Below are 15,613 nucleotides of genomic sequence, written 5' to 3'. Positions count from 1 at the left end.
TCAGCTCAGCGCAGCGGCACCGACGCGCTGACGATGCCCACGAACTGTTCGGCCTGCCGCAACAGGTCGTCGGCGTCGCGTCGCCCCACCAGCCGCGCGATGCCCGCCTCCGCCGCGGCCCGCGTGTCGGAGCACGACGCGAAGAACGCGGCCCACTCCGCGAACTCGGGCGCGACCTCGGCCAGCAGCTGCCAGACGTTGCGCGTCGATCCGCGCCGCGGCCGGGGACGCGCGTGCACCGCGAGCACCGCCGCGCCTGCCCGCAGTGCGGCCAGGTAGGCCGCCGGGTAGCGGAGCAACGGCTCCTCGGTGCGGTGGGCCTCCGCGAGCCCGTCGGCGGCCTGGCGCATCAGCGCCAGTGCCGCCCGCGAGGTGGGCGCGCCGGGCGCCGACCCGACGGGCGGCCGGACGGGCGCCCGCGGGTGGGGCACCCGCGCTGTGGTGATGGTCATCGTCGCCTCCCGGAGCTCACTCATTCCGACACCCGCACCAGATCCCACACACCGGGCCCGGCCCGCATCCGCAGCACGAACTCCCGCGCCGGCGCCTCCGGCTCCCCCGCCGAGCGCGCCTCCACCCGCCAGCACCGCAGCCGGTCGCCCCCGACCGGCATGGGGGACGGGAACGGCCACGGGGACTCCTCGATCCAGCGCTCGCGGACGTCGGTGACCAGGTACCGCGGACCGCGCCGGACGGGGCGGCTCTCGAACTCGACCGGCTCGCCGTCCTGCCACCGCACCTGAATGGGGGTCGGCCGGCGCGACCCGAACACCCGACCGAAGGCACTCATCCGAATACGCTCCTCCCGCCCAGCACCGGACCGCCGGTGGCGGGGCGCTTCCCCCGCCCCACCACCGGAGCCCGGGATCGAACGCATGTTCGATCCGGCTCCAGTAGAGCGCTCCGGCCCTTCCTCGTCAAGTCGGCCCTCCACCGGGAGCGGCGCACGTGCGGGCCGCGTGGTGTGATGGACGCGTGACAAGGGCTCCGGCGCGCCAGCTGGTCCAGCTCGGTCCGGACGATCTCGCCGACCGGCTGGCGGAAGCGCTGCACGTGTACGTCAGCGCGATGCGCTACCCCACCAGCACCGCCCGGCACCGGCGCACCCTCTGGCTCGACCACTCCCGTCGGCCGGGATGGCGCGGGGCGGCCTGGCTCGACTCGGCGGGCACGCTGATCGGCATCGCCTACGGCTACACCGGCGGCCCGGGCCAGTGGTGGTTCGAGGAGGTCCGCCGCGGGCTCGCCGGCCGGGGCCCGGACGTCCAGTTCTGGCTGCAGGACTACTTCGAGCTCACGGAGCTGCACGTCCGTCCCGACGCGCAGGGCCACGGGCTCGGCGAGGGCCTGCTCAGAACGCTGCTCGACGGAACCCCGCAGCCACGGGTGCTGCTCTCCACGCCCGAGTACGGCACCCAGCCGCCCGGCCGGGCGTGGCGGCTCTACCGGCGCACCGGCTTCCGCGACGTCCTGCGCAACCACCGGTTCACCGGTGACTCCCGGCCCTTCGCCGTGCTCGGGCGCGAGCTCCCGCTGGCCCCCGCGCAGTAGCCGGAGCGGCGGGGCTGCCCGCCTCCGGCGAGGCGGATGGCACGATGACCGCCGTGCCGATGACGCCGACCGCCCGCCGCCGCGTCCTACCGCTGCTGCTGCTCGCCCTGCTGGTGGCCACCAGCCTGCTCAGCGGGTGCGCGCGCGTCCGTGCGGCGCTCGCCGTGCAGCCCGACGACACGGTCACCGGCGAGGTCGTCATCGCCACCCCGGAGAAGAGCGCCGACGACCCCGGGCCCGCGATCACGGTGCCGGCGGACCTGGAGTCCGACGTCGAGGTGTCGCCGTACCGGCAGGACGGCTACGCGGGGTCGGTGCTGCGCTTCTCGGGGCTCACGTTCGCGCAGGTCGCCAGCCTGGCCACGGTGGCAGGCCCCGCGGGTGACGCGGTCCGGTTCGAGCTGCGCCGGGCGGGCAACCGCGTGCTCGTCAACGGCGCCGTCGACCTCACCACGGTGGCGGTGGACCGGGCCGACTTCCAGCTCAAGGTCGGCTTCCCCGGCCAGGTGCTCGAGACCAACGGCGACGACGACACCAGCGACTCCAGCACCGTGAGCTGGACGTTCACCCCGGGCGAGGTCGGCGACACCAACGCCGTGGTGGCCTTCGACGACCCCAACGCCCCGTCGGCGCTGAACTGGACGATCGTGCTGGGCAGCATGGTCGCGCTCGCGGCCGCCGCGGTGGTGGTGGCTGCCCGCCGTACCCGCAACCCCCCGGTCAGCCCGGGGCGGTGACGGCGGGGCGCCGGGCCGCCAGCCCGAGCCTGCGCACCAGCTCCACCGTGGCCGTGGAGCGGTTCATCGTGTAGAAGTGCAGGCCCTGCACGCCCTCGTCGAGCAGCCGCGCGCACATCTCCGCCGTGACGTCCATGCCGGCGGCGCGGAAGGCCGCCGGGTCGTCGGCGTAGCGGTCCATGCGCTCGACCAGCGCCTGCGGCAGTGGCGCGCCGGAGAGCTCGGGGCCTCGGCGCAGGGTGCGCGCCGTGGTGAGCGGCATGATCCCGGGGAGCAGCGGGACATCGCAGCCCGCGGCGACCATCCGGTCGCGCAGGCGGAGGAATCCCTCGGGCTCCAGGAAGAGCTGGCTGATCGCGAAGTCGGCGCCCGCCCGGACCTTCGCCACCAGCCTGGCCAGGTCGGTCTCGGGGTCGGGGGACCGCGGGTGCCCGTAGGGGAACGCCGCCACACCGACACAGAAGTCACCCAGCCTGCGCACGAGCGAGACCAGCTCGTCCGCATAGGTCAGGCCATCGGGATGGGGCAACCACTCCCCGAGCGGGTCGCCGGGCGGGTCGCCGCGCACGGCGAGGATGTTGGAGATGCCCGCTGCGGCGTAGGCCCCGATCACCTGTCGCAGCTCGGCCCGCGAGTGCGACACCGCGGTGAGGTGGGCCATGGGCACGAGCGTGGTGTCCGTGGCGATGCGGGCCGTCGTCCGGATCGTCCGGTCCCGGCTGGACCCGCCCGCGCCGTAGGTGACGGACACGAACGCCGGGTCGAGCGGCTCCAGCCGGCGTATCGCCCGCCACAGCTCCGCCTCGCCCGCCTCGTCCTTCGGTGGGAAGAACTCCACCGAGAAGACCGGACGGTCGCCGCTGATCCGTTGGGTGACCTTCACGGGTTCAGCCTACGACCAGCGGCGTTGTCGGCGCGCCGGAGTGTGGCTGCGCCGCTACCCTCCATGCGTGCCCCGCTCACCAGCAGTTCTGCTCCCCCGATGCCGCGGCGCGATCCGTTCGAGTCGGCTGCGGGGCTCCCGATGACCAACATCGAGGCGGTCGACACCGCGCTGCTCGACGACACCGGCCTCGTCACCGCCGTCGAGACCGAGCTCGCCGCGTTCCTCCGCGACCGCACGGCCGACGCCGTCGCCATCGACCCGGCCTTCGCCGACGCCACGGACGCGCTCGTCGCGTTCGTCCTCGAGGGTGGCAAGCGCATCCGGCCGACGTTCGCGTGGTGGGGCTGGCGCGGCGCGGGCGGATCCGTCGACTCACCCGAGGCGGTCTCCGTGCTCCGCGCGGTCAGCGCGCTCGAGCTGATCCAGGCCTGCGCGCTGATCCACGACGACCTGATGGACGCCTCGGCCACCCGGCGGGGGCGCCCGACCGTGCACGTCGAGTTCGCCCGCAGGCACGCCACCGCGGGCTGGCGCGGGAAGCCGGCCCGGTTCGGCGCCGCCACGGCCATCCTGCTCGGCGACCTCGCGCTGGCGTGGGCCGACGACATGCTGCGCGCGGCGGGCCTGCCGCCTGCCGCGCTCGTGCGGGCGGCGCCGCCGTGGCAGGCGATGCGCACCGAGATGCTCGGCGGCCAGTTCCTCGACGTGCTGCACCAGGCCACGGGCGACACCTCCACCCGTGCCGCGCTGCAGATCGACCGCTACAAGACCGCCGCCTACACCGTGGAACGCCCGCTGCACCTCGGCGCGGCGATCGCCGACGCGGCGCCGGAGCTCGTGTCCGCGTACCGGCGCTTCGGCGCCGACATCGGCGTGGCGTTCCAGCTCCGCGACGACCTGCTGGGCGTCTTCGGGGATCCGGTCGTCACCGGCAAGCCGGCGGGCGACGACCTGCGTGAGGGCAAGCGCACGCTGCTGCTGGCGCTCGCCGTCGAACGCGCGGAGGACCGGGGGCGCACCCAGGCCCGCGACGCGATCACCGCCGCCATCGGCGATCCCGATCTCGACGCCGCCGGTGTGGAGCGGATCCGTGACCTGCTCACCGAGCTGGGGGCGGTGCAGGCGATGGAGCACCGGATCGCCGCCCTCACCGGCTCGGCACTCGACGCCCTCTCGGCCGTCGAGATCGCGGAACCGGCGGCCACCGCGCTGGCCGGGCTGGCGGAGATGGCCACGCGGAGGAGGAGTTGACCCGTACCGTCCCCGGTCCGACCGATCACGTCGTGGTCGTGGGCGCCGGCCTGGCCGGGCTGAGCGCCACGCTGCACCTGCTGGGCGCGGGACGCCGCGTCACGCTCCTCGAGCGTGCGGAGCACCCCGGTGGCCGCGCGGGCCGGCTCGACCTGCACACCGGCAGCGGCACCTTCCGGGTCGACACCGGACCCACCGTGCTCACGATGCCGGACCTGCTCGACGAGGCGTTCGCAGCGGTGGGAGAGAAGCTCGAGGAGCGTCTCGACCTCGTCGTGCTCGATCCCGCCTACCGCACCCACTTCGCCGACGGCTCCACGATCGACGTCCACACCGACGGCGACGCCATGGAGGCCGAGGTCAGGCGCGTGTGCGGCCCGCAGGCCGCGGCGGGCTACCGGCGCACGCGCGAGTGGCTCACCGCGCTCTACCGCGCGGAGATCGACTCCTTCATCGGCGCCAACCATGACTCGCCGCTCGACCTGCTCGGCCCCGACCTGGTCCGGCTCGCGGCGCTGGGCGGCTTCGGACGGCTCGGTCCGCGGGTGGCGCGGATGCTGCCCGACGAGCGGCTGCAACGCATCTTCTCGTTCCAGGCGCTCTACGCCGGGGTGCCGCCGCACCTCGCGATGGCGGCCTACGGCGTCATCGCCTACATGGACACGATCGGGGGAGTTTTCTTCCCCCGAGGAGGCATGCGGGAGGTGGGTCAGGCGCTCGCGGACGCGGCGGTGGCCGCGGGGGCGCAGATCCACTACGGCCGCACCGCAACCGGCCTGGAACGCCGGGCAGGCCGCGTCACCGCCGTCCGGCACGTCGACACGGCCGGCCCCGGCGGCGACACCGAGCGGGTCGCGTGCGACGCCGTCGTGCTCACCCCGGACCTCCCGGTCGTGCGGCGGCTGGTCGGGCGCACGCCACGGCGCCCGGTGCCCCTGCGCCACTCCCCCAGCGCCGTGGTGCTGCACGCCGGCCTCAACCGCAAGCGGCCCGACCTCGCCCACCACACCATCTCGTTCGGAGCGGCGTGGCGCCGCACGTTCCGCGAGATCATCGACGACGGCGTGCTGATGAGCGACCCGTCGCTGCTGGTCACCCGTCCCACCGCCACCGACCCGGAGCTCGCCCCACCGGGCGGCGACCTCCTGTTCGTGCTCGCCCCCTGCCCCAACACCGACCGCGCCGGGCTGGACTGGGCCCGTATCGGCTCCGCCTACCGGGACGAGCTGCTCGGCGTGCTCGAGGCCCGCGGCCACCCCGGCCTCGGCGGGATCACCGGCGACATCGAGGTCTCACGCCTGGTCACCCCGGCCGACTGGAGCGCCGCCGGGCTCGCCGCCGGCACCCCGTTCTCCCTCGCCCACACCCTCGCCCAGACCGGCCCGTTCCGGCCCCGCAACCTCGTCCGCGGGCTCGGGAACGTCGTACTGGCAGGCTGCGGCACCACCCCCGGCGTCGGCATCCCGCCAGTCCTGATCTCCGGGCGGCTCGCCGCCCGCCGGATCACGGGCGCGGCCACGCGGGCGCGCAGGGTACCCACCGGCGGCTGACACGGGTCATGCGAGCATGGATCGCGTCATGAAGCCACCATCATCGGTCGACGGATCGACGCTGCCCGAGGCGCTGCCGGGAGCAGCGCCTGCGGAGCGCGCATCGGCGCCAGTTGCTGCGCCGGCAGACGGCAGGCCGGCACCCGGTGGAGGTCCGGCGGACCTCGCACCACCGGAACACGACGCCGCCCCGGCATCGGGGTCGTCATGGCGAGCCCGGTTCGGCAACCCTCCCCGGCGGCCGCTCCTGCTCGGGCTGGCCGCGTCCCTGATGATGGTCCTCGGCGGGTTCGGGGCGGGCGGTGTCCTGGTCCGCGACCCGCTGCTCACCAACTCCGCGCTCGGCTTCTGGCGCTACGGGCACGGCCGCGAGCTGGCCACGGTGCTCATCTACGCGGGCGTCGCGCTGATGCTGTGGGCCTGGGTCCAGCTGGGGCGCGACGTCCTCGCCCGCCGCGTCGGCGGTCGCGCCGTGCTCACCACCGCGGCCGTCTGGACGGCGCCGATGCTGCTGGCGCCCCCGCTGTTCACCCGCGACATCTTCAGCTACCTGGCCCAGGGCGGCCTGGCGCTCGCCGGGCTCGACCCGTACGCGGTCGGCCCCGACGCGATGCCGGGCATCTTCACCGACAACGTCCACTACTTCTGGCAGGACACCCCGGCGCCCTACGGGCCGCTGTTCATCCTCCTCGCCAAGGGCGTGGCCTGGGCCACCGGCAACAACATCATCCTCGGCGTGATCCTCATGCGGCTCGCGCTGCTGCCGGGCCTGCTGCTGCTGATCTGGGCGCTGCCCGAGCTCACCCGCCGGCTCGGCGGGCGGGTGCCGGTCGCCCTGTGGATCGCCGTCGCCAACCCCGTGATGGTCATCCACATGGTCGGGGGCGGCCACAACGACCTGCTCGTGGTCGGGCTGCTCGCGGCCGGGGCACTGGTCGCCCTGCGCGGAAGCTCCGCGGGAGGGATCGCGCTCGTCACCGGGGCGATGGCCGTGAAGGCCAGCGCGGCCGTCGCGTTGCCGTTCCTCGTGCTGGTGTGGGCCGCCCGGCTACCGGGCTCACGCAGGGCGCGCATCCTCAAGGCCACCGCGGCAGGCCTCGGCGTGTTCGTCGTGGTGTTCGCCCTCTGCACGCTGGCGGCGCAGGTCAGCCTGGGGTGGCTGCCGGCACTCAGCGCACCGTCCATGATCGTGAACTGGATGTCCTTCCCCACCGGCGTCGGCGAGTTCGCGCACACCCTCGTCGGGCTGGTGGCGAACGTCCCGAAGCAGCCGTTCATCAACGTCGCCCGGGTCATCGGCGCAGGCGTGCTGCTCTGGATCGCGGTGCGGCAGTGGTGGGCTGCACGCGACGGCGGACCGGACGCCGTGCACCGCGCCGGGATCGTGCTGCTCGCGGTGGCGGTGCTCTCGCCCGCCACCCTCCCCTGGTACGTGAGCTGGGGAATGGCACTGCTCGCGATGGTCCGGTGGTCGCAGCGCGGGATGGCCTGGGTTGTGTTCATCTCGCTGATGCTCGTGATCGTCTACTACCCCAACGGCGAGGACGCCCTCTACAACTGGGGCTACCTCGCGGTGTGCGCCCTCGTGGCCGCACTCGCCGCGGTGTCGCTGCTGCACCCCGACCCGCTCCGGCTCGCCGCCGGGGCCCGGGCCCGCAGACCCGCGAGCGCGGTGCCCGCACCGGTCACCGCCCCTGCCCGTGCCTCTGCCGCCGTACCGGCGTCCGCCGCTCCGACCGCCGCAGTCCCGGCTCCCGGTGCCGAGTCCGGGACAGGCTGAGCTCGACGCCGCCGGCATCACCGACCCGGCACTGCGAGCCGCCTACGCCAGCTGCCGGGAGCTCAACGCGCGCCACGGGCGCACCTACTTCCTCGCCACCCGGCTGCTGCCCCGCGCGCGCCGCCCCGCCGTCCACGCCCTGTACGGCTTCGCCCGGTACGCCGACGAGATCGTCGACGACCTGGGCGACCAGCGGCCTCCCGCCGAGAAGGCCGCCCGGCTCGACGCCCTGTCCGCGGAGCTGGAGCGTGCGCTCGCCGGCGGGCCCAGCGACCGCGCCGTGCTCACCGCACTGGCCGACACCGCCCGTCGCTACGACATCGACGGCCGCCACTTCACCGCCTTCATGGCCTCGATGCGGATGGACACCCACGTCACCGGCTACGCGACGTTCGACGACCTCGGCGTCTACGTCCACGGATCGGCCGCGGTGATCGGGCTGCAGATGCTGCCCATCCTGGGCACCACCGTGCCGCGCGCCGAGGCGGAGGGGCCTGCCGCCGCGCTCGGCGTCGCGTTCCAGATCACCAACTTCCTGCGCGACATCGGGGAGGACCTCGACCGCGGTCGGCTCTACCTGCCCGCCGAGGAGCTCGCCGCGTTCGGCGTCGACCGCGACCTGCTCACCTGGTGCCGGCACACCCGCAGGCCCGACCGGCGGGTACGGCGCGCGCTCGCGCACCTCGTGGCCCACACCCGTGCCGTCTACCGCCGGGCCGCGCCGGGCGTCGCGATGCTCGAGCCGGTGTCACGGGCGTGCATCGCCTGTGCCTTCCGGCTGTACCGCGGCATCCTCGACGAGATCGAGGCGGCCGACTACCACGTGCTGCACCGCAGGGTGTCGGTGCCGGCCCGCACCCGCGCAGCCGTCGCGCTGCCGGGGATGCTGCGCGCCGTGGTGGCCCGCGCCCGCTCCTGAGCCCTGCCGTCCGCGGTGGCGCGAGAGGTCAGAACGCCATCGCCTGGGCGCGGCGCTTGACCTCCCGATGCCGGCCTGCGCGCAACGACGCCACCGGCGTGCCCGGCAGCGAGTCGTCCTCCGCGAACAGCCAGCGCAGGATGTCCTCGTCGGTGTAGCCGCCGTCACGCAGCACGGTGATGGTGCCGGACAGCCCCTTGACCACCGCATCGTCCGCGTCGAGGAAGTCGGCGGGGACGACCACCTCACCCTCGCGCCGGAACGACAGCAGCTGGCCGTCGCGTACGAGCTGGTGCACCCGGGAGACGGGCTGGTTGAGCCTTTGGGCGACCTCCGCGACGGGCAGCGTTGCCACGACCTCGGAGAGCACGGACACATCGTTCACGGGTAAACACGATGCCACAGCCCCGGCAGGTCCGGCACCACCTCCCGGTGCCGGTACCGTCTTATGCGTGAATGCCCCGCCGGCCGCGTTGCTCGACGCGCGCTACCTGCTCGGGCCGGTCCTTGCCCATGGCGGCATGTCCACCGTCTACCGGGGTACCGACACCCGCCTGGACCGGCCGGTCGCGATCAAGGTGATGGAGCCCCGGCTCGCGGCCGACCCCGCGTTCCGCACGAGGTTCGAGCGCGAGGCCAGGGCCGCGGCCCGCATCGACCATCCGGCTGTCGTCGACGTGCACGACCAGGGCGACCACATGGGTGTCGACGGGCCGGTGCTGTTCCTCGTGATGGAGCTCGTCGAGGGTGGCACGCTGCGCGACGTCCTGCGGGACCGCGGGCCGCTGGGGGTGCCGGCCGCGCTGTCGGTGATGGAGCCGGTGCTCGCCGGGCTCGCCGAGGCCCACCGGCTGGGGCTCGTCCACCGCGACGTCAAACCGGAGAACGTGCTCATCAGCCGGACCGGCGAGGTCAAGGTCGCCGACTTCGGGCTCGTCACCGCGGCCGCTTCGGCCGGGGCCAGCCACGCCGGCTACATCCTGGGCACCGTCGCGTACCTGTCCCCCGAGCAGGTCGCCACGGGCGCGGCCGACGCGCGCAGCGACGTCTACGCGGCGGGCGTCATGCTCTACGAGCTGCTCACGGGCGAACCGCCCTACACCGGCGACACCGCGCTCTCCGTGGCGTACCGGCACGTGAACTCCGACATGCCGGCGCCGTCGCTGATCGCCGGCGACGTCCCCCCTGAGCTCGACGACTTCGTCCTGCGGGCCACCCGGCGCGACCCCGCCGCCCGGCCGGCCGACGCCGGGGCGATGCTCGCCGAGCTGCGCCGCATGGCGACCCGACTGGAGGTGCCGCGCGTGCCGCCGCCGGTGCCGCCAGCACGTCCGCTGGAGGAGCAGGACACGCTGCCGGCCGGCCCCCAGCACGTGCCCGGTACCGGCGCCTACCCCGCCATGGCGCCGCAGCGCGGTGGCACGCGGATGATGGCGCGGCCCGCCGAGGACGAGCACCTGGGTGCGCCCGGCGGCCCACCGGCCCACCTGCGGGCCCGCAGGCGCAGCCGCCGCATCTTCGCCGTCTGGACCGCGATCGTGCTCGTGCTCGCCCTGCTCGTCGGGGTGTCGGCCTGGTGGCTCGGCAGCGGACGCTGGACGGCGATGCCGTCGGTCGTCGGCCTGGACCAGAACACGGCTCAGCAGTTGCTCGGCGAGTCCGATCTCGTCGCCAGCATCACCACCGCCCGCGACAACAACCAGCCGGCCGGTGTGGTGGCGTCCGCCGACCCCCAGCCCGAGTCCCGGTTGCTGCGCGGCAGCACCGTGGTGCTCACGATCTCCTCCGGCCGCCCCACGGTGCCCACCATCGCTCCCGGCACCGCCGTGGCCGCCGCGGAGCAGGCCCTGCGCGACGCCGGCCTCACCCCCGTGCGGACCACCGACGCCGACCAGTTCAACCCCACGGTGCCCGCCGGTGCGGCCGTCGGCACCAACCCGGCCGCCGGCACGCCGCTCGCCATCGGTGCGCCCGTCACCCTCGTGCTCAGCCGTGGCCCCCAGCCTCCCCCTCCACCCGAGCCGGAGGAGGACCAGGTGCGCGTGCCGTTCGTCATCGGCGAGCGGTTCGAGGATGCCGCCGACAAGCTCGACGACGAGGGGCTGGACGTCGAGCAGAACTCCCGGTTCTCCGACAAGCGCGACCGCGCCCGCGTGATCAACCAGGACCCGAGCCCCGGCACCCTGGTCGACCCCGGCACCACGGTCACCCTCGACACCTTCTGACCGCCCGCCCCGATCCCGGCCCCGGGCGTCAGCAGGAGGCCGGACGACCACCATCTGCGACATGGACACATATCGCTGCCCGAAGGGCCGTCCCGACAGCGTCATGTGTCCATGTCGCGGACGGGCGCCCCGAGCGGGCGACTCGCGCGCGGGTTTCGGGCGACTCGCCGGGTGGGTCGGGTCCGGGCGGGTCAGCCTCGGAGCATCTCCGCCACGAGAAAGGCGAGCTCCAGGGACTGCTGGGTGTTGAGGCGGGGGTCGCAGGCCGTCTCGTAGCGGCCGGCGAGGTCGGCGTCGGAGATCTCCTGCGCCCCGCCCAGGCACTCCGTGACGTCCTCGCCCGTGACCTCGACGTGGATGCCGCCCGGGTGGGTGCCGAGGGCGCGGTGGACCTCGAAGAAGCCCTGCACCTCGTCGACGATCCGGTCGAAGTGGCGGGTCTTGTAGCCGGTGGTGGACTCCACGGTGTTGCCGTGCATCGGGTCGCACTGCCAGATGACCTTGTGCCCGGACGCCTCCACCTTCTCGATGATCGGCGGGAGCGAGTCGCGGACCTTCCCGTTGCCCATGCGGCTGACCAGGGTGAGCCGGCCGGGGGTGCCGTGCGGGTCGAGCCGCTCGACGTACTCGACGGCGAGCTCCGGCGTGGTCGTCGGGCCGATCTTGAGCCCGATCGGGTTGGAGAGCAGCTCGGCGAAGGCGATGTGGGCGCCGTCGAGCTGCCGGGTGCGATCACCGATCCAGAGGAAGTGCGCGGAGAGGTCGTAGAGCCGCGGCTGCCCCCGGCTGACGTCCAGCCGCAGCATCGCCCGCTCGTAGTCCATGAGCAGGGCCTCGTGGCTGGCGTAGAACTCGACGCTGTGCAGGTTGTGGTCGTCGACGCCGCAGGCGTCCATGAACCGCAGGGCGCGTTCGATCTCCGCCGCGATGTTCTCGAAGCGCTCTCCTGCCGGAGAGGTGCGCACGAAGTCCTTGTTCCAGTCGTGCACCATCGTCAGGTCGGCCATGCCGGTGGCGGTGAGCGCGCGCACGAGGTTCATGGCGGCGCTGGCGTTGGCGTAGGCGCGCACCATGCGGGACGGGTCCGGCACCCGGGCGGCGGGGTGGGCGACGATCGAGTTGACGATGTCGCCGCGGTAGGACGGCAGCCCCAGCGCGTCGACGGGCGCGCTGCGCGGCTTGGCGTACTGGCCGGCGATGCGCCCCACCTTCACCACCGGCAGCGAGGCGCCGTAGGTGAGGACGATGGCCATCTGCAGCAGTGTGCGGATCGTGGCGCGGAGGTGGGGCTCGGTGTTGTCGACGAACGTCTCGGCGCAGTCGCCGCCCTGCAGCAGGAAGGCCTCTCCGCGGGCGACCTGGGCGAGCCGCTCCTGGAGGCGGTCGACCTCCGGGGGGAGCGTGACGGGGGGCACGCTCTCGAGCACGGTGCGGACGTGCGCGACCTGCTCGCTGTCGGGCCAGTCCGGCTGCTGAGCGGCGGGACGGCCCAGCGCGTCATCGAGGCGGGCGCGCAGTTCGGCAGGCAGCGGGGGCAGCTCGGGCAGCACTTCGACCGGTGCGTCGACGGTCCAGTTCACATCAGCAGGGTAGCCGGGCCGGCGGGGGACGGGTCGCCGGCTTCCGCTGAGCCACGAATAGTGCAAAACGAAGCCGTTGGACCATTCGGCGCAGTACCACGAGCCCCGAGCTGAACCGTACGGCGGCATAGGTCACCCGAATGGCGCGATTCCTCGACCAAGCGATCAGGGCATCCCGGCGCATGGCAACTCTACTGTGGATCATCGCCGTCGTTCTCGTCATCGCCGGCATTCTTGCGATTGTGCGCAGGCAGCTCATCTGGGGAATCGTGCTCATCATCGTCGGCCTGCTCGTGGGCCCGGGCGGTGTCAGCATCTTCACCTGACCCCGACGGCGTCGTGCGGTGGCCGCTCGCTGAGCTTCAGCGAGCGGCCACCGCCGATTCGATGGCCTCCCACCGCCTCGCGTTGAGCCGGGCGTCCGCGAGCGCGTCGTGGGCGTCGGTGCTGGGCGGCGGGAGCGGCGGACGCCCGGCGTCCTCCCAGCGCTGGCGGAGCTCACGGGTGAAGCGGGGCAGCGCCCGCGGCAACGCCGGCATCGCCCCCCACAGCTGGCAGAGCACCACATGGTCGTAGGCGGCGATCCACGCCCACAGCTCGACATCACCCGGCGCGGAGGTCAGGAACTCCAGCAGATCAGCCCGGAGGCGGGAACGCGACCGCCACGCCGGGTCCGCCGGGGACGGCAGCTTGGGGAGCACGTTGGCGCGCACCCACGCGCCCGCTCTGGACGGGTCGAACTCCGTGGAGACGGCGTAGAACTCGCGCCCGTCCTCTCCGACCACACCGATCGACACCAGATCGATCGTCGTCCCGTCCTCGATGAACTCGCAGTCGTAGAAGAACCGCATATCCGTCCTGTTCCCGCTGGTCGGCGCGTGAACAGCGCTGCCGGTGCGCACCGGTCAGCGCCACGTTCGGGCGCCATGCGGCCTGGTCGTCCGAGCCGGGCCACCGATGACTGTATGTGCTGCCCGTCCGCGGCGGGGACGAGTGTCCCGAACCGCACCACGGGATCGGCGAGCCCGGGTCAGCGCGGCCGGGACGTCGGCGGCTGGGCGGTGGTCTGGCAGGGAGCGCCCGCGCTGTTCGACCGGCCCGGGGAGCAAGGTGGCGGAAAGAGCGGCCCCCGCGGCCGTGGGGTGGTGGTCGAGGCCGCCGACGTGGGTGCGGGCCGGGCGGGCTCCTGCGGCTGTGTGGCGGCCGGGGGCGCCGCGGTGGCCGGGGCGGGCGGAGGCACCGCGGGAGTCGGGCGTGGCGTTGTCCGCGCGCGCTCGCGGGTGGCGCGTGCCGCGCTCGTCTCCTCCTGAGCGGCCGTGGTCGGCTCCGGGGCGGGCTCGGGGGTGGCGGGGGCGAGCGCCGGCACCTGGGCCAGCGTGGGGGCGCCGGCGCCGAGCGAGTCCTCGGGGCCGCGCAGCGACGCCGACCACGCCGTGGTGCCCGCGACGACCACGACGGCGACGACGCCGAAGGCCGCCCACGGCGCGATCCTGCGGATCCAGGTCTGGGGGGCGGGGGGAGGACTGGTGGAGGCCGTCACGACCGGGACGTACGTGGTGGGGATGTCGTCCACCCGGACGAAGGTCGTGGGCGACTCGTCGTCGGGTGAAGGGTTGTCCCGTCTGACCACATCGACCCATCGCGGCACCGGCTGACTGTATTACATCGACCCATACGCCGCTGCTCCGAGTGGGTGTACACACCCACATGGGTGATCAGCTGGCGCGGGTGCCCGGCACTCGGCTGGCCGACCGGGCGTTCCCGTCGGTCTCCTGGAGGTCGTCGGCCTTCGCCTTGGCCGCCCGCTCCTTCACCGACGCCGCGTACATGTCCACATAGGTCTGCCCGGACAGCTCCATCAGGGCGTACATGATCTCGTCGGTCATCGAACGCTCGATGAACCGGTCGCCCGCCATTCCCGCGTAGCGGGAGAAGTCGAGGGGCTCCCCGATCTTGATGTGCACCTTGCGGGGCCGCCACATCCGGGACCCGATCGGGTTGACCTTGTCGGTGCCGATCATCGCCACCGGGACGACGGGGACGCAGGCCTCCAGCGTCATCCTGGCGACGCCCGTCTTGCCCTTGTACAGGCGCCCGTCGGGCGACCGGGTGCCCTCCGGGTAGATCCCGAGCAGCTTGTCCTCACGGAGCAGCCGCACGGCCGTGTCCATCGCCGCCTGGGCGGCCGACCCGCCGGACCGGTCGATCGGCACCTGGCCGACCCCGGAGAAGAACGTCTTCTTCAACCAGCCGACGAGCCCGGGCTGGGTGAAGTACTCGCGCTTGGCGAGGAACGTGATGCGCCGCGGCACCAGCAGCGGCAGGAAGAACGAGTCGACGACCGCGAGGTGGTTGCTGGCGAGGATGGCGCCGCCGCGCTCCGGGACGTTCCCGACTCCCTCGATCGTGGGCCGGCAGAACAACCGGAGCAGCGGACCGAGGAGCACGAACTTGGACCACCAGTACAGCACCTGGGCGTGCCCCCTCCACCTCGACTGCGCCAGCCTACGGACGCCCGTCACACGGCGACAACGGGCACGGCCGATCGCAACCGATGCGTGCCCCGGCGCCTCCTCTTCGTCGGCCCGGCATGCCAGGATGGTGGGGGCCGAGCCGTTCCCGCCGCAGGGGCGACGGGCTCCGACCGCGGGACGAGTGAGGAGGCCGCGTGAACCGGGATCCCGACGAGCGCGCGCAGCCCGACGGCGGCGCCGCCCCCGACGAGTTCGACGCGATCGTGGCCGGCTGGCGCCGCGAGGGCCAGGTGCCCGAGTGGCCCGCCGCAGCAGAGCCGGCCGGCGCGCTCTTCGAGCCCCGCCCCACCACGGTCCCGGAGCCGGCCCCGGCCGCCGACGACGAGCACTTCATCCCGCCTGAACCGCCCCCGCTCCCCCGGCTCGGACCACCGGCGTTGGTCGGGCTGGTGCTGCTGGCGCTGGGTCTGGTGCTCATCATCGCGCCCGGGTGGGTGGGCGTGCCGCTGGCCTACGGGCTGCCGCTGGGCCTCCTCGGGCTCGCCGCAGGCCTCGGGTGGCTCGTGCTGCGCCTGTGGCCCGATCCGCCCGGCGACGGCGAGGACGACGGCGACGACGGAGCCGTGGTCTGACGGTCCCGCCGCCGAGCGGCGGCGTCAG

17 protein-coding genes are annotated in these 15,613 nt (G+C 73.9%); 9 read left to right on the top strand and 8 right to left on the bottom strand.

What is annotated here, in order from left to right; genetic code table 11:
• Nucleotides 1-5 precede the first annotated feature (5 nt).
• Together ACQPZA_RS10645 and ACQPZA_RS10640 are read right to left on the bottom strand one after the other, a co-directional pair.
• Entirely contained in the window at nucleotides 6-452 is a 447-nt protein-coding gene (locus tag ACQPZA_RS10645; RefSeq protein WP_433280106.1) for an SAV_6107 family HEPN domain-containing protein, read from the bottom strand.
• 20 nt (nucleotides 453-472) lie between these two features.
• Nucleotides 473-790: a hypothetical protein gene (locus ACQPZA_RS10640; protein WP_169399815.1), complete on the bottom strand. Its 318-nt coding sequence runs from the start codon at nucleotides 788-790 to the stop codon at nucleotides 473-475.
• 185 nt (nucleotides 791-975) lie between these two features.
• Between ACQPZA_RS10640 and ACQPZA_RS10635 the strand changes: the two genes are divergently transcribed.
• Together ACQPZA_RS10635 and ACQPZA_RS10630 are read left to right on the top strand one after the other, a co-directional pair.
• Nucleotides 976-1,551, top strand: coding sequence for a GNAT family N-acetyltransferase (locus ACQPZA_RS10635; protein ID WP_433280103.1), 576 nt, complete (start codon nucleotides 976-978; stop codon nucleotides 1,549-1,551).
• Nucleotides 1,552-1,595: 44 nt separating this feature from the next.
• Entirely contained in the window at nucleotides 1,596-2,288 is a 693-nt protein-coding gene (locus ACQPZA_RS10630) for an LppM family (lipo)protein (RefSeq protein ID WP_433280101.1), read from the top strand.
• On the opposite strand, the gene metF is transcribed toward ACQPZA_RS10630, so the two are convergent.
• Nucleotides 2,272-3,171: a methylenetetrahydrofolate reductase [NAD(P)H] gene (gene metF, locus ACQPZA_RS10625; RefSeq protein ID WP_433280099.1), complete on the bottom strand. Its 900-nt coding sequence runs from the start codon at nucleotides 3,169-3,171 to the stop codon at nucleotides 2,272-2,274. The genes ACQPZA_RS10630 and metF overlap by 17 nt on opposite strands.
• Nucleotides 3,172-3,312: 141 nt before the next feature.
• Between metF and ACQPZA_RS10620 the strand changes: the two genes are divergently transcribed.
• The 4 genes from ACQPZA_RS10620 to ACQPZA_RS10605 are packed head-to-tail and all read left to right on the top strand — an operon-like array spanning nucleotide 3,313 to nucleotide 8,674.
• Nucleotides 3,313-4,425, top strand: coding sequence for a polyprenyl synthetase family protein (locus tag ACQPZA_RS10620; RefSeq protein WP_433282757.1), 1,113 nt, complete (start codon nucleotides 3,313-3,315; stop codon nucleotides 4,423-4,425).
• Nucleotides 4,422-5,975: a phytoene desaturase family protein gene (gene crtI / locus ACQPZA_RS10615; protein ID WP_433280097.1), complete on the top strand. Its 1,554-nt coding sequence runs from the start codon at nucleotides 4,422-4,424 to the stop codon at nucleotides 5,973-5,975. Before ACQPZA_RS10620 ends, crtI begins: the two co-directional genes overlap by 4 nt.
• A gap of 28 nt (nucleotides 5,976-6,003) precedes the next feature.
• Nucleotides 6,004-7,755 (top strand): polyprenol phosphomannose-dependent alpha 1,6 mannosyltransferase MptB, encoded by a 1,752-nt coding sequence (mptB, locus tag ACQPZA_RS10610; protein WP_433280095.1) that lies wholly within the window; start codon nucleotides 6,004-6,006, stop codon nucleotides 7,753-7,755.
• Complete coding sequence (locus ACQPZA_RS10605; RefSeq protein ID WP_433280093.1) at nucleotides 7,733-8,674, top strand: phytoene/squalene synthase family protein; 942 nt, start codon at nucleotides 7,733-7,735, stop codon at nucleotides 8,672-8,674. Before mptB ends, ACQPZA_RS10605 begins: the two co-directional genes overlap by 23 nt.
• A gap of 28 nt (nucleotides 8,675-8,702) precedes the next feature.
• Here the strand turns inward: ACQPZA_RS10605 and ACQPZA_RS10600 are convergent, their stop codons facing one another.
• Nucleotides 8,703-9,059, bottom strand: a complete 357-nt coding sequence (locus ACQPZA_RS10600; protein WP_312859532.1) for an Rv2175c family DNA-binding protein — start codon at nucleotides 9,057-9,059, stop codon at nucleotides 8,703-8,705.
• Between the two features lie 67 nt (nucleotides 9,060-9,126).
• On the opposite strand from ACQPZA_RS10600, the gene pknB reads away from it, so the two are divergent.
• Nucleotides 9,127-10,899 carry a Stk1 family PASTA domain-containing Ser/Thr kinase gene (gene pknB / locus ACQPZA_RS10595; protein ID WP_433280091.1) on the top strand — a complete coding sequence of 591 codons (1,773 nt, stop codon included), beginning with the start codon at nucleotides 9,127-9,129 and terminating at the stop codon, nucleotides 10,897-10,899.
• Between the two features lie 191 nt (nucleotides 10,900-11,090).
• Here pknB and ACQPZA_RS10590 read toward each other — a convergent pair whose 3' ends face one another.
• Entirely contained in the window at nucleotides 11,091-12,479 is a 1,389-nt protein-coding gene (locus tag ACQPZA_RS10590) for a class II 3-deoxy-7-phosphoheptulonate synthase (RefSeq protein WP_169400651.1), read from the bottom strand.
• A 140-nt stretch (nucleotides 12,480-12,619) separates the two neighbouring features.
• Here ACQPZA_RS10590 and ACQPZA_RS10585 point away from each other — a divergent pair, with 140 nt between their 5' ends.
• Nucleotides 12,620-12,805: a GPGG-motif small membrane protein gene (locus ACQPZA_RS10585; RefSeq protein WP_433280089.1), complete on the top strand. Its 186-nt coding sequence runs from the start codon at nucleotides 12,620-12,622 to the stop codon at nucleotides 12,803-12,805.
• Nucleotides 12,806-12,841: 36 nt separating this feature from the next.
• Here the strand turns inward: ACQPZA_RS10585 and ACQPZA_RS10580 are convergent, their stop codons facing one another.
• From ACQPZA_RS10580 to ACQPZA_RS10570, 3 genes are all read right to left on the bottom strand, one after another.
• A complete protein-coding gene (locus ACQPZA_RS10580) occupies nucleotides 12,842-13,330 on the bottom strand; it encodes a polyadenylate-specific 3'-exoribonuclease AS (RefSeq protein WP_169400653.1) in 489 nt (162 codons plus the stop codon).
• A gap of 179 nt (nucleotides 13,331-13,509) precedes the next feature.
• Nucleotides 13,510-14,127 carry a hypothetical protein gene (locus ACQPZA_RS10575; protein ID WP_433280087.1) on the bottom strand — a complete coding sequence of 206 codons (618 nt, stop codon included), beginning with the start codon at nucleotides 14,125-14,127 and terminating at the stop codon, nucleotides 13,510-13,512.
• Nucleotides 14,128-14,194: 67 nt separating this feature from the next.
• Nucleotides 14,195-14,950 carry a lysophospholipid acyltransferase family protein gene (locus tag ACQPZA_RS10570; protein ID WP_169400296.1) on the bottom strand — a complete coding sequence of 252 codons (756 nt, stop codon included), beginning with the start codon at nucleotides 14,948-14,950 and terminating at the stop codon, nucleotides 14,195-14,197.
• A 197-nt stretch (nucleotides 14,951-15,147) separates the two neighbouring features.
• Between ACQPZA_RS10570 and ACQPZA_RS10565 the strand changes: the two genes are divergently transcribed.
• Complete coding sequence (locus ACQPZA_RS10565; protein WP_169400292.1) at nucleotides 15,148-15,585, top strand: hypothetical protein; 438 nt, start codon at nucleotides 15,148-15,150, stop codon at nucleotides 15,583-15,585.
• Nucleotides 15,586-15,613: the final 28 nt, after the last annotated feature.

It is taken from the genome of Pseudonocardia xinjiangensis, assembly GCF_050948425.1.
Classification (GTDB): domain Bacteria; phylum Actinomycetota; class Actinomycetes; order Mycobacteriales; family Pseudonocardiaceae; genus Pseudonocardia; species Pseudonocardia xinjiangensis.
Note: the sequence above shows the minus strand (reverse complement) of the source record. Positions and strands in the feature narration are given on the sequence as shown.

Excerpts from the sequence above, each read along its gene's own strand:
- ACQPZA_RS10645 (WP_433280106.1), bottom strand. The coding sequence starts at position 452 with ATGACCATCACCACAGCGCGGGTGCCCCACCCGCGGGCGCCCGTCCGG.
- mptB (WP_433280095.1), top strand. The coding sequence starts at position 6,004 with ATGAAGCCACCATCATCGGTCGACGGATCGACGCTGCCCGAGGCGCTG.
- ACQPZA_RS10580 (WP_169400653.1), bottom strand. The coding sequence starts at position 13,330 with ATGCGGTTCTTCTACGACTGCGAGTTCATCGAGGACGGGACGACGATC.
- ACQPZA_RS10585 (WP_433280089.1), top strand. The coding sequence starts at position 12,620 with ATGGCGCGATTCCTCGACCAAGCGATCAGGGCATCCCGGCGCATGGCA.
- ACQPZA_RS10620 (WP_433282757.1), top strand. The coding sequence starts at position 3,313 with ATGACCAACATCGAGGCGGTCGACACCGCGCTGCTCGACGACACCGGC.
- ACQPZA_RS10640 (WP_169399815.1), bottom strand. The coding sequence starts at position 790 with ATGAGTGCCTTCGGTCGGGTGTTCGGGTCGCGCCGGCCGACCCCCATT.
- ACQPZA_RS10630 (WP_433280101.1), top strand. The coding sequence starts at position 1,596 with ATGACCGCCGTGCCGATGACGCCGACCGCCCGCCGCCGCGTCCTACCG.